Annotated in this window: 8 protein-coding genes; 6 read left to right on the top strand and 2 right to left on the bottom strand. The window is 49.2% G+C overall.

The window, feature by feature from the left end; genetic code table 11:
* The first annotated feature begins 21 nt into the window (after positions 1-21).
* The 4 genes from ftsA (at position 22) to dnaB (ending at position 6,998) form a co-directional block, all read left to right on the top strand.
* On the top strand, positions 22-1,290 hold the full coding sequence (gene ftsA / locus DDZ15_RS06690; protein ID WP_242978911.1) for a cell division protein FtsA: 1,269 nt from the start codon (positions 22-24) through the stop codon (positions 1,288-1,290).
* An 84-nt stretch (positions 1,291-1,374) separates the two neighbouring features.
* Positions 1,375-2,706 carry a cell division protein FtsZ gene (gene ftsZ / locus DDZ15_RS06685; RefSeq protein WP_109646303.1) on the top strand — a complete coding sequence of 444 codons (1,332 nt, stop codon included), beginning with the start codon at positions 1,375-1,377 and terminating at the stop codon, positions 2,704-2,706.
* 625 nt (positions 2,707-3,331) lie between these two features.
* Positions 3,332-5,302, top strand: a complete 1,971-nt coding sequence (locus DDZ15_RS06680) for a CASTOR/POLLUX-related putative ion channel (protein WP_109646302.1) — start codon at positions 3,332-3,334, stop codon at positions 5,300-5,302.
* Positions 5,303-5,480: 178 nt separating this feature from the next.
* Positions 5,481-6,998, top strand: coding sequence for a replicative DNA helicase (gene dnaB / locus DDZ15_RS06675; protein WP_109646301.1), 1,518 nt, complete (start codon positions 5,481-5,483; stop codon positions 6,996-6,998).
* 160 nt (positions 6,999-7,158) lie between these two features.
* Here dnaB and DDZ15_RS06670 read toward each other — a convergent pair whose 3' ends face one another.
* Together DDZ15_RS06670 and DDZ15_RS06665 are read right to left on the bottom strand one after the other, a co-directional pair.
* A complete protein-coding gene (locus tag DDZ15_RS06670) occupies positions 7,159-8,289 on the bottom strand; it encodes a tRNA-queuosine alpha-mannosyltransferase domain-containing protein (protein ID WP_109646300.1) in 1,131 nt (376 codons plus the stop codon).
* Positions 8,290-8,439: 150 nt separating this feature from the next.
* A complete protein-coding gene (locus DDZ15_RS06665; protein WP_109646299.1) occupies positions 8,440-10,617 on the bottom strand; it encodes a glutamine synthetase III family protein in 2,178 nt (725 codons plus the stop codon).
* A 280-nt stretch (positions 10,618-10,897) separates the two neighbouring features.
* Between DDZ15_RS06665 and DDZ15_RS06660 the strand changes: the two genes are divergently transcribed.
* Both DDZ15_RS06660 and DDZ15_RS06655 read left to right on the top strand, forming a co-directional pair.
* Complete coding sequence (locus DDZ15_RS06660) at positions 10,898-11,782, top strand: 1,4-dihydroxy-2-naphthoate polyprenyltransferase (protein ID WP_109646298.1); 885 nt, start codon at positions 10,898-10,900, stop codon at positions 11,780-11,782.
* Positions 11,783-11,800: 18 nt separating this feature from the next.
* Positions 11,801-12,880, top strand: a complete 1,080-nt coding sequence (locus DDZ15_RS06655) for an enolase C-terminal domain-like protein (protein WP_109646297.1) — start codon at positions 11,801-11,803, stop codon at positions 12,878-12,880.
* The last annotated feature ends 1 nt before the right edge of the window (position 12,881 follow it).

Genomic DNA, 12,881 nt, shown 5'->3' with positions numbered 1-12,881 from the left:
ATATTAGCAGAAGGTGGTACTATGGAAATGGAAAATGAAAATGAACGCATCGTAGTTGGGCTCGATATCGGTACGACAAAAGTTTGTGCCGTAGTCGCATCGATTGATGACCGCGACCGCATCCATATTCTGGGCGTTGGCAAGGCAGCCAGTGAAGGCCTGAACCGAGGGGTTGTTGTAAATATCGATAAAACGGTGAATGCCATTAAAACGGCCGTTGAGCAGGCACAGCTTGCCTCCGGCATAGAGGTGAACTCCGTCAATGTGGGGATTGCGGGCGACCATATTCGAAGCATCCGAAGCAAGGGTGTGATCACCATCAACAACCGGGATAAAGAGATTACGGTTCAGGATGTGGAACGTCTTCTGGAAGACTGCCAGCGCATCATGCTGCCGCCCGACCAGCAGATTCTTCACGTCATTCCGCAGGAATTTGTGGTGGACGGACAGGACGGCATCAGCGACCCCGTTGGCATGAGCGGTATGAGAATGGAAGCCGAGGTGCATATCATTACCGGACTGGTATCCGCCGCCAAGAATCTCTATCGGTGCGTGGAAAGGGCCGGTTTCCAGGTTGCAGATATTATCCTGGAACCGCTGGCAAGCTCCTACGCCGTTCTCGACGATGAAGAGAAGGAGGCCGGCGTGGTACTCGTCGATATCGGCGGCGGCACAACAGACCTGGCTGTTTTTCAGGACAACACCATCCGTCACACAGCCGTGATCGCCATAGCCGGAAAAAAAGTGACCGATGATATACGGATGGGGCTCAGCGTGCTCGACGACCAAGCCGAAAAACTGAAACAGCAGCATGGTGAATGCTTCGTCGATATGATAGAGGAAGACGAGTCGATCACCATTCCCGGAATTGCGGGCAGACCCCCCAAAGAGATTACCAAGAGCATACTGGCAAAGATAATTCAGGCCCGCATGGAAGAGATCCTTGAAATTATTGCCATCGAGGTGAAACGCAGCGGCTATGCGGATTCACTCAGTGCCGGTATCGTTCTGACGGGTGGCGGATCCCTGATCAGAAACATCTGTCCCCTGGCCAATGAAGTACTCGGCATGGATGCCAAGATCGGCAAACCGCTGGGCCTGGCGGGCGGACTCACCGAAGAAGTGAATAACCCCATGTACGCAACCAGTGTCGGTTTGGTTCTTCACGCGCTGAAGACGGGTGGTATGGAAAGCCAGGCTATGGTTCCATCCTCATCGAAAGGCTCGGGTGTGGAGAAGGTGATGAATAACATCACCGACCGGATGAAAAGCTGGTTCAAGGAACTTTAGCAATGATTTTCTCCGGAAAATATATCAATAACAAACACAGCAATCTGCAGACAATAACTATTAGCAATCAAAACAGGTAATATTATGGACTACGCAAATACACGCTTTAGCTTTGACGAAAAAGGTCAGGATAATGCGAAAATAAAAGTGATCGGTGTTGGAGGCGGCGGCGGAAATGCCGTTAACAACATGATTAGGAAAGGCCTCGACAGTGTTGAGTATATCGCTCTCAATACAGACGCACAGGCCCTTAAAAACAATATGGCCGATATCACCGTACAGGTGGGCTCTAACCTCACATCGGGCCTTGGTGCGGGCGCACGCCCGGAGATAGGCAGGGAAGCCGTGGAGGAGAACCGGCACGACCTGGATGAAGCGGTTGATTCGGCAGATATGATATTTATTACAGCCGGAATGGGCGGCGGTACAGGCACCGGCGGCGCTCCCGTTGTTGCAGGTATTGCCAAACGCAAAGGCATCCTTACGGTGGGCATCGTTACCACTCCATTCCACTGCGAGGGCAAAGTACGCATGAAATATGCATTGGAAGGCATCACCGAGCTGAAGAAAAACTGTGATACCGTAATCGTGATTCCAAATGAGAGGCTTCTCGATATCGCGGATGAAAATACCTCCCTGATGGAGGCTTTCGAGCAGGCAAATGAAGTACTTTACAATGCCACTCGAGGTATCTCCGACCTGATCCTGATGCCGGGCCTCATCAACCTTGACTTCGCCGATGTGCGAACGACCATGATGGACGGAGGGGCCGCAATTATGGGATCGGCTACTGCAAACGGGCCGGACCGTGCGGAAATCGCTGCCCGGGAGGCGATCAACTCCCCCCTGCTCGACGGTGTGAGCATCCGCGGTGCCCGTAACGTACTGGTGAACATATCAGCGGGCTCCAATCTGGGTATGCGTGAAACCACCACGGCTACCAGCATTATTCAGCAGGAAGCAGGTGACGATGCCGAGATCATCCTGGGTACGGTGCTGGATGAGTCGTTTGATGAGGAACTCCGCGTAACGGTGATTGCCACCGGTTTTGAGCTGAGCAAGGATCAAAACCAGGCAAAAGTTGCTCCAAACCGGATCAATAAGCCAACAAGCAAACCCAAAAGTACGGAACTGCCGCGCGCAAGTGAAATTGCGAGACGTCACAGCGTAAGTGACGGACCGTTCTATAAGGGTGAAAAAAATCTCAAAAACCTGGATTCACCGGCTATCCATCGCCGCGACCTGAAATACATGCGGACTGAAGAGGAAGTACAGGCCGATGATGATTTCAGCGAATCGATACATCAGGAGCGCAGAAAAGCAAGCAATGATGACTCTGTGCTTAATAACCGCCCTGAAAGAATCGATAAGCGGGATACCGAGCAGCCGGCTTTCCTCAGAAAAATTATGGATTAACGGTCTGCATGTCAGTCTGCAGCAGACGGTGCACTGTGTGAAGCCCGTCTGTCTGATTGCTCTTACACACACATAGGCAGATACTCCCGTGTCTGCTCTATAGATTGCTAAATCAAAAAGGAGTCTCTTTGACCGGAGGCTCCTTTTCTTTTATGTAAATCTCAGGTTATTTATTCAGTTGTTGATGGACGAAAAACGATGAGCGATGAATGATGTGAGAAGTTTTTGGAATCATGAGTGTCGTCTTCAATTGACCCTGCAGCTTGCGGCTGAGTCCTGCAGCATGAACCATGAACTATGAACCATGAAGATATCCCCTGGAGATATAATCTATCTGATCTCAGAAGGATTGGGCCAATTTGAAATATTCATAATGTTTCTTCCCAACACCGTAGGTGTTGAATATTGGCAGCACTGATCTTTCCTGCATCGCGAGTGACACGGGAACGCCCCCATGCGCTGAGGGCGCGCAATCACCAGATAACCGATTCCATTCTCGAAGATCGATTCGACTCATCTCCATAAACTCATTAAACAGACTGAAAACCCATTCAGTGTCTGATTATCATTATATTCGAATTGTGTGCCTGTTTAACCGGATATCCAGAAATTCAATGGCTAACAAATGAAACCGTACCTCCGTCTCAAAGAGCGATTCAATTTTTTCCTGGAAAGGCAATTTGTAAAGGGTACACATGTACAGCTACTGTTCATCGCTGCATTGCTTGGGCTCATCTCCATCCTTGGCGCACTTCTGGTACTCCCTTCAGATGATGCGGTAACCTTCGAAGACAGCCTTTGGTGGGCTTTTCTGAGGCTATCAGACACCGGCTACCTGGGGGATGATGAAGGCATCTGGCGACGGGTCGTTTCCACGTTCCTCACCATCGCAGGCAACGTTGTTTTTGTCGGCTCGCTTATAGCTATTATCGCAACCTGGCTCAACCGAAAAATCAGAAGCCTGGAACAAGGACTCACCCGTGTCACCGCATCGAGACACGTGGTTATCCTTGGGTGGACAAACCGTTCCATTCATATCGCCGCCGAATTGCATCACTCTGCAGCAAGGGTTAAAAAGTTTCTGAAACGGCACGGTGCCCGCTCATTGAAACTTATTATACTATCCGACGACGTAACTCCCGAACGTCATCAGGACCTCAGAGATCATGAACTAATCGGACGGCAGGCCAGCCAGATTATTCTGCGTTCCGGGGAGGCCATCGACAGGGAGCACCTTAAGCGGGTGGATTGTGCCAATGCTGCAGCCATCATCATACCCAGCCAATCCTATGAAGACAGAGAACTGATTACACCCGATGTAGAGACCATAAAGACCCTGCTCTCCATCAATGCTGAAGTTGAAAGCGGGCAAGCAATGCATATGCCCTATGTGGTCGCTGAACTGCAGAATGAAAATAAACTGAGTGCTGCGAAACGGGCCTACTCGGGGCCTATGGAAATCATATCCAGCGACACAATCATCAGCAGGCTGATTGCACAGAACATCAGACATTACGGCCTGTCTGTCATTTATAACGAACTCTTATCGCACAGTGCAAACAATAATTTATACGCCCGTGAATTTGATGAGACGGCCAACAAACCCTTTCAGGAAGTAAGCCGTCATTTCACAAAATCCATCCTGCTTGGAGTAGTGCGTCCGCAGAATGGCACATATGAACCGATTTTAAACCCTTCGGCTGATTTTGTGATACAAGATAACGACAGACTTATTTTACTTTCCAAAAATCTGGACGAATCGGAATGGACATATAAGGCCACACCTTCAAGTGAATCGAGCATCCGGGTCCGAACTGAAGATACTATTTCATCACCTGAGCCCGGGGATACCGGCAGGGAAACCAACCTGCTCATTCTGGGCTGGAACCATCATCTGCCAGCTTTGGTAAAAGAACTCGGCACGTACAAAGAGGAGGCATTCAACATAACCATTGCCTCTGTTCGGCCGGTAGAAGAAAGGGAGCGGGAAATTGCTCTGGTTGAAGCAGGTTCAGACAAAGTGAGTTGCAAACAGGTAAAAGCCGATTATATTCGTGAAATGGAGCTCAGAAACCTGCAGCCTGAAAAATTTGATAATATTCTTCTTGTTAGCAGTGATAAACTCTCTGCAGATGAAGAAGCCGATGCAAGAACCATTGTTGGGTACACCCTTCTTGAAGAGATCCTTGAAAAGGCAGAACGGCGTCCGCGTATGATCCTGGAGCTTGTTGACCCCAACAATGAAATTCTGATCCGAAAATTCAGGGCTGAAATGATTGTAGGTCCGCTGATACTGAGTAACCTTCTGGCAACCATAGCCATGCGACGTGAATTGAATACAGTATACAGTGAACTATTTACAGCCGGAGGAGCTGAAATTATATTCAGAAACCCCGAAGATTACGGTATGAAAGACGCCACAACCACTTTTTCAGAGATTCAGCAGACTGCAGGCGCACACAATGAAATAGCCCTGGGCTTATTCACCGGCAGCCGATCATCCACAAATTCACGCATCCTTTCCATGAACCCGGAACGCAGTCAATCATTTCAACTGACAAACTCTTCCAGGCTGGTTGTACTGAGTTCTGTCTGAAAGCTCTGATGCACGGAAAATTTCACAATTTCGTACTCCGAAAATCGGCACACATTTATTACTTTAGAGATCCGAATCAGTACTGCTTTTATACCCCTTCATGTTGCAACTTAAGGCCTCATGAATGCTCATAAAACTGCTGACTAGCTATATTTTGAATGACTTACTGAAGTAAAGCATGCCAGGTCAAAACGGTTCCAATTCTCAGCGACAATCTGCAGGTCAGTCTCCGCACGACGGCGGCCGTGTGCCTCCCCAGGCGGTTGAAATTGAAGAGGCCGTTCTGGGTTCCATGCTTATCGAGCATGAAGCGGCTACAATCGCCCTTCAGATGCTGAAATCTGAAGATTTCTACAAGCCGGCCCATCGCCATATTTTTGAGACGCTCTATGATCTGTACGAGCGCGACAATCCCCTGGATCTGATTACCGTTGAAAACGAGCTTCGCGATAAAAACCTGCTTGATGCGGTAGGCGGCGGAGGTTACCTGGCAGATCTCACTCGTTCGGTCAGCTCAGCAGCCAGCATTGAGTACCACGCTCAGATTATCGCAGAGAAAGCGATCAAGCGGAATCTGATCCTGAACTGCAACGACATCATTAAAGACGCCTACGACACCACCACAGAGGCATTTGACGTGCTGGATCATGCGGAACAGCGAATTTTCGATATTTCCAATACCAAGTCGCGCGCAAACGCCACCAAGATCGGGGATGTACTGAAAGACACCCTGGCCTATCTGGAAGATCTCAGGGGAAAACCATCCGGTGTTACAGGCGTCCCCGCCGGTCTCGATGTAGACGACTACACCTCCGGGTGGCAGCCTGGCGACCTGATCATTATTGCTGCACGTCCCTCAATGGGTAAAACAGCATTTACGCTTACGGCTGCACGCAATGCGGCACTTCATCCGGACGAAAACATGCAGACCAATGTGGCCATTTTCAGCCTTGAAATGTCGGCCCAGCAGCTCGTTCAGCGGTTCCTTACCATGGAGGCGCGCATTGATGCACAATCTGCCAGGACCGGCCGGCTGAAAGATGAGGATTTTAAGCGGCTGATTGACGCTGCAAGCCGTCTTTTTACAGCAAACATTTTCATTGACGATACGCCCAGCCTGAGCGTAATGGAGATGCGCACCAAATGCAGACGCCTGAAAAGTGAGCACAACATCGGTCTGATTGTAGTTGATTATCTGCAGCTGATGACTGCCAGTTCAAAGGATTTCGGAAATCGTGAACAGGAAATCGCCACCATCTCGAGGGGCCTCAAGGCACTGGCCAAAGAACTGAATGTACCGGTGATTGCGCTTTCACAGCTTAGCCGACAGGTTGAGCAGCGTGGCGGCGATAAGCGACCTCAGCTGAGCGACCTGCGTGAATCCGGATCGATTGAGCAGGATGCCGATGTGGTCTGCTTCCTCTATCGTCCGGAGTACTACGGCATTACCACAACAGCGGAGGGCGAATCCACGAACGGCCTTGCGGAATTGATTATTGGGAAACAGCGTAACGGACCCGTGGGCAACACCCGAATGTACTTTGTGAAACAGTACGCACGATTCGAAAAACTTTCACGCGTCGAAACAGACCCGATGAACAATCCCGGGCAGGACGGCTATCTCGATGAATCCGGTTCCGCACCTCCCCTCCCGCCATTCAATCCCGGCGAAGGTGATGACGAGGCGCCTTTTTAGGACTCGTTCATGTCCCCTCTCTGCAGGCATATGGGGGAACTCCTAACCCAAATTTCCCAAAGACCTTAGGATCTTGCCGTTATCCGATTGCGAAGTTCCCCCTCTTTGCGATTCGCCAGCCGGCGGAAAGCAGAGAAGTGTACAGGGGTGAGTCAATCAGTCAAAAAGCCGCTACACTTTCCTCTTTCTGAAGTTCATCAAAAAGGTCATCGTACCGGTCAATCATGCGGCTCCTGTCAAGGTGCTTGTTGATATTTTGAAGCGACGACTTTGGCAGTGGTTTCGACTTGCCCGTCAAAAGATCTTTCATGATTCGAAACAGATCATCTTCGGTGTCATAAAGAACGGGAGCGTGAAGAAGGGGCTTATGCAGGCTTTTTGGAATCAATTCCGGATAGTGCAGCCTGTTGGGTACGAGGGGATGACAGCCGCAATAAACAGCTTCCATGATAGCAACGCAGAAGAATTCGTAGGTGGCGGTTGAGACAACAATATCCCCTGAATGAAGCAATTTACTGTAGCTTTCAACATTGTCCACATACCCGAAATGTGTGATTTGATCTCCAAACCTCTTCCACGCTTTTTCAAACTCCTCCGGTTTCTGGTGCTGTGAATCACCTGCCAGAATGAGATCGAATTCAAGGTCAATATCATTTAACCGGTTCAGTACTTTAAAAAACATGGCCGGGTTCCGGTCGAACTGCCACCGCTGATTCCAAACAATAACGGGGCGTTTGTTTTGTGCACGGGTATCGGGTTGCTCATCGAACACGCTCAGGTCAAGGCCCGGATACATGACCATGCTTTTTGCACGGATCTTATCGATGGTGTTGTAGGATTTATCATTCGGAAAATTTTCCAAAAATACGGGGAGTGCCTCCAGAAGATCCTTCATGTGGAACTCTGAAGAGAAGAGCAGCTTGTCGGCCGTAAGCATGCTCAGATAGTTGATATAACAGTATGTGAGGTCTCTCTCCTCTCCTTCAGGCAGCGGCTGCGTTAACTGGTTTTCATGCATCACCATAGCCTTCGGTGTGTGAGCAAAACGGGGATTGGTAAGCGCCAAAAAAGCGGGCAGATTGGTCATACTGCTGATTAGCAGCAGGTCAACAGGTTCACTGACATGACTTGTCATCTCAGCCAGTTTCACAGAATCGCCATGCATTCTCCACTTCCACCTCTTGTAGTCAAGGTTGATCGGAATTATGGTATGGCGCGAATGCTCCTTTAAACCCGTCAGAAAGGCTTTATGCGAACCGCTGTAAAAAGGTTCTACTGCAAGAATATTCAATGATCTGTCACTCTATTTTTTCTGAAACAGGAAGTAAGGGAGTATGCCGGTCAGAATCAAATATGAGTTGCCTGAAGACAATAAAAAAAGGCCTCCCGCCATGAAGCGGAAGACCTTTAAATTATGCGTTGCATTGTATACCGTTGACGGCTACTTGACGAACAGCATTTCCCGATAGATGGGCAGCGGCCAGTAATCATCCGCCGTATATCTTTCAAGGAAATCAACTGCATCCCTCACTTTTGTCATTGCAGGTATCACGTAGTCACGATACTCCTTGCACTGATCAATGATGTCTCCGCCTTTCAGTTTTTCCTGGGTTTTCTTCAGGTTGTCCAGCGCGTCGCTAAGATCATTGAGGGCAGAGTTAACGGTTTTCAGCATTTTCTCAGATCCGCTGTTTTTCATTTTCAGCGATTTTGTCTCTTTAACCGCTGCAGCCAGTTCATTCAGATACCTGACAGCTGCCGGAAACACCATGGTTCTGGCCATCGCTTCCGTTGTATCCACCTCAATTGTCAGGTTGGTTACATACTGCTCCGCCCAAATTTCGAGGCGCGAGTGTACCTCCCTGTCATTCAGCACTTTGTATTTCTCAAAGAGCTTCACATTTTTCTTGCTGGTGAGAGTGGGAAGGGCGTCAGCTGTAGTTTTGAGGTTCAGCAGACCCCGCTTCTTGGCCTCTTTTTGCCAGTCGTCTGAGTACCCGTCTCCGTTAAAAACAATGTCATGTGTTTCCTTCAGAGATTCTACCAGAACTTCTTTCAGAGACATTTCCAGTTTCTTCTTCTTCATTTTCTTCTCAAGACTCTCGCAAAGCTCATCTATTGCTTCAGCAACAATCGTGTTGAGAACAACAATCGGGAATGAAACGGATTGGCTGGATCCTACCGCGCGGAACTCAAACTTATTTCCGGTGAACGCAAAGGGTGAAGTCCGGTTACGGTCGCCTGCATGCTTCGGAAGCGTGGGGAGAACAGGGGTTCCGAGTCCCATCAGGCCGCTCTTCATCGACTTTTTGAGGCCGCCGTTCAACAGCTGATTGATAATATCCTCAAGCTGCTCTCCTACATATGCCGAGATAATGGCGGGCGGGGCTTCGTTTGCACCCAGCCTGTGGTCATTGCCGGCGTGTGCGATCGAGACCCTCAGAAGATCCTGATGTTTGTACACCGCACGAAGAACCGCTGAAAAGAAGAAGAGGAACTGCATGTTTTCATGCGGACTGTCACCCGGTTCCAGCAGGTTCAGTCCTTCCTTGGTGCTCATTGACCAGTTCAGGTGCTTGCCGCTTCCGTTCAGTCCGTCGAATGGTTTTTCGTGCAGCAGGCACTCAAAACCGTAATTCTTGGCAATTTTTTTGAGAACGATCATGGTAAGCTGCTGATGGTCGGCCGCAATGTTGCAGTTTTCAAACATCGGCGCTATTTCAAACTGACCCGGTGCAACCTCATTGTGTCTTGTCTTGACCGGAATACCCAGCTTGTACAGCTCTGTTTCCGCTTCAAGCATGAACGAAAGCACCCTGTCGGGTATCGACCCGAAATAGTGGTCATCCAGCTCCTGGCCCCTTGGAGGTTTCGCACCCATCAGGGTACGTCCGGAGGTCATCAGGTCCGGGCGCCGATAAAAGAACTCCTGATCAATCAGAAAATACTCCTGCTCGCAACCAACGGTTGAGGTAACTCTCTTACTGTCTACACCGAATAGTGCAAGTGCGCGCTTTGCCTGCTTGTCGAGGGCTTCGATTGAACGAAGCAGCGGTGTCTTGTGATCGAGCGCTTCTCCGGTCCAAGATGCAAATGCGGTGGGTATACAGAGATACTTGCCATTCTGATTTTCGATCAGAAATACCGGGGAGGTCGGATCCCATGCCGTGTATCCCCGCGCTTCAAATGTGGGACGAAGACCGCCGCTGGGGAAACTGGATGCATCCGGCTCGCCCTGAATCAGGTCTTTACCCGAAAACTCGGAAATTGCTCCTCCACCCTGGTTTGGTGTAATAAAACTGTCGTGTTTTTCAGCAGTGGCCCCCGTTAGCGGCTGGAACCAGTGCGTGAAGTGGGAAGCTCCCATTTCGGTAGCCCACTCCTTCATCGCCAGAGCCACAGCATCGGCAACTGACGGGTTAAGCTGTTGCCCGTCTTCAATCGTATTCTTTAGCTCCTTCCATACAGTTTTGGGAAGCCTCTCTTTGAGTCCGTCAAGATTAAGGGTGAATTCACCGAATACCTCGGTTACATGTGCTTGTTTGAAATCTCCGTTGATAACCGGTTTGTATGACCGGGCTGCTGCCAATGTATCGTATCGGCGTATTGTCTGTGACATGGATCTGTGAACGTTGTTTAACATTTCTGGTTTATGAACAGAGCAAAGATATCAGGACTCCTGATGAATTAAAACATTTAAGAGAAAAAATTATTAACAGTTAATTAAATCTATAAAAAGTCTTATTTGGTTTAATTTTTTTACTTAAAAGCGCTACCAACTGCTCCCAACCCTAATCTCTTTCTGTATATTTAACTATCTGCTGAACTTTTTAAGGAGAACACATATTCAGTATCTTCAGAGCTTCAAGGTTACCCACACAAATTCACCTTTTTTTCTTTTGAACAGACAAAAAATTCTCAACTGGCTGCGCGCAGCTCGTCCGCAGACCCTCGCGGCAGCATTGGTACCGGTCATGACCGGATCCGCCCTGGCCTTCAGTGACGGTCTGTTCAGGTGGGATACAAGCCTGGTTGCACTCTTCTGTGCATTCGGTATTCAGATAGGAACCAACTTCGCCAACGACTACTTCGACTTCATCAAAGGTGCCGACACACCCGACCGCATCGGTTTTGAAAGAGCTACATCTGCAGGTCTTATTCAGCCCAAACAGATGCTTCGGGCAGTCATCCTGGTTATGCTGGTCTCATTTGTTGCAGGCCTCTATCTGGTATGGATTGGAGGCTGGATCATCCTGGTTGTCGGCCTGCTTTCACTGCTCTTCGGCATTCTCTACACCGGCGGACCCTATCCTCTCGGATACAATGGGCTGGGTGATATCTTTGTTTTTATCTTTTTCGGCCTCGTGGCCGTAACCGCTACATATTATGTTAATGCCCTTCAGTGGAGCTCTGATTCACTCATTGCATCCATTCCGATAGGGGCGCTCTGCGTTAATATCCTGGTTGTGAATAATCTGAGAGATGTGGAGCAGGACAAAATCAGCGGAAAACGAACCCTGGGAGTGCTTTTAGGTGAGAACTGGCTCAAATCTGAATATATTCTCATGGCCGGCTTTGCATACCTCGCTCCTTTGGTTATGTATTATTTCTACGGCTACACGGCAACCATATTTCTGCCGGTACTCAGCCTTCCGTTTGCGGCACTGCTCATCCGGCAGGTGCTTTTTAATGAGGATAAGCGGTTGCTTAACAAAACACTGGAGCGTACATCCCAGCTGATGATACTATACGGGGTACTGTTCGCTGCCGGTATTCTCCTGTAAGGTAATGAAATTCGCCCCATGCTTACGTTCTACCGATACCGTTTACCTTTTCACAAACCGTTTGTAACTCCCGGGGGCACATTCACCGATCGTGAGGGAGTGCTCCTTCAGCTGGAAACCGACTCCTTTACAGGACTCTCAGAGGCCTCTCCCCTTCCCGGTTTCTCCGACGAATCACTTGATAAAACGATACAGCAGCTGATCGATCAGAAAGAAACCCTCGAAGCACTCCTGTCAACCCCATTCACATTAACCGGGTTAGACAACCTGCTTCGCGAGATCCCGCTCCCGGCTTCTGCCAAATTCGCGCTCAGCAGCCTGGGTGCATCCACCCTCCTTAAATCAGGGCTTGCAGCTCGTGATGAACTGTTTGCGCAGCCGTTCCGTCATCAGGTTAAGGTGAATGCAGTGACCGGAATCGGAGAGTACGATGATATCATCTCAGACATTGCTGCTCACCATGCCAGGGGATTCCGGACCGTTAAAATAAAATCCACTCCCGATCCGGAGACTCTTGCTTCCGCTTTAAGGGAAGCAGTGAAAAAGTATCCGTCAATGACGTTCCGCATTGATGCCAATCAAAGCTGGCCGGTTTCGGATGCGCTCTCCATAACCGGCCTCTTTACAGATTTGAATGTAGAGTATATCGAAGAGCCCATCTCCGTAGAATCGGCAAACGATTACCGTGAACTGGTTCAAAAATCACCCATACCCATTGCACTGGACGAAAGCCTGTCAGATATGGCAACGCTGGAAACCGCTCTTAAAGCCCTTCCCGGTATTGTTTTGATTATTAAACCGACCCTTCTGGGTAATATTTTCAGGATCTCTGAAACAATTTCTGCAAACAGAGGTCCTCTACATAGAGTGGTTGTAACCACAGCACTCGAATCGGCAGTTGGCCGGTCCATGGTTCAATCCATGGCAGCAATAACGGGAGACCCCGGCCTGGCACACGGACTTGACACGGGCAGGCTTTTTGAAAAGGATCTGTTTCCTTTACGTGAAGCCGAAAACGGCATCCTGAACCTTTCATCTCCGTTCAACCCCTGTACACTGGCGGATATCGACCCAAATTTGATCCATAAAACAGATTGAC

The sequence above is a fragment of the Rhodohalobacter mucosus genome (assembly GCF_003150675.1).
Classification (GTDB): domain Bacteria; phylum Bacteroidota; class Rhodothermia; order Balneolales; family Balneolaceae; genus Rhodohalobacter; species Rhodohalobacter mucosus.
The sequence above is the reverse complement of the archived record's forward strand: the minus strand, read 5'-3'. Positions and strand labels throughout refer to the sequence as shown.

What these genes read in the sequence shown, in the direction of transcription:
- ftsA (WP_242978911.1), top strand. Translation starts at nt 22, where the DNA reads ATGGAAATGGAAAATGAAAATGAACGCATCGTAGTTGGGCTCGATATC.
- ftsZ (WP_109646303.1), top strand. Translation starts at nt 1,375, where the DNA reads ATGGACTACGCAAATACACGCTTTAGCTTTGACGAAAAAGGTCAGGAT.
- DDZ15_RS06680 (WP_109646302.1), top strand. Translation starts at nt 3,332, where the DNA reads ATGAAACCGTACCTCCGTCTCAAAGAGCGATTCAATTTTTTCCTGGAA.
- dnaB (WP_109646301.1), top strand. Translation starts at nt 5,481, where the DNA reads ATGCCAGGTCAAAACGGTTCCAATTCTCAGCGACAATCTGCAGGTCAG.
- DDZ15_RS06665 (WP_109646299.1), bottom strand. Translation starts at nt 10,617, where the DNA reads ATGTCACAGACAATACGCCGATACGATACATTGGCAGCAGCCCGGTCA.
- DDZ15_RS06655 (WP_109646297.1), top strand. Translation starts at nt 11,801, where the DNA reads ATGCTTACGTTCTACCGATACCGTTTACCTTTTCACAAACCGTTTGTA.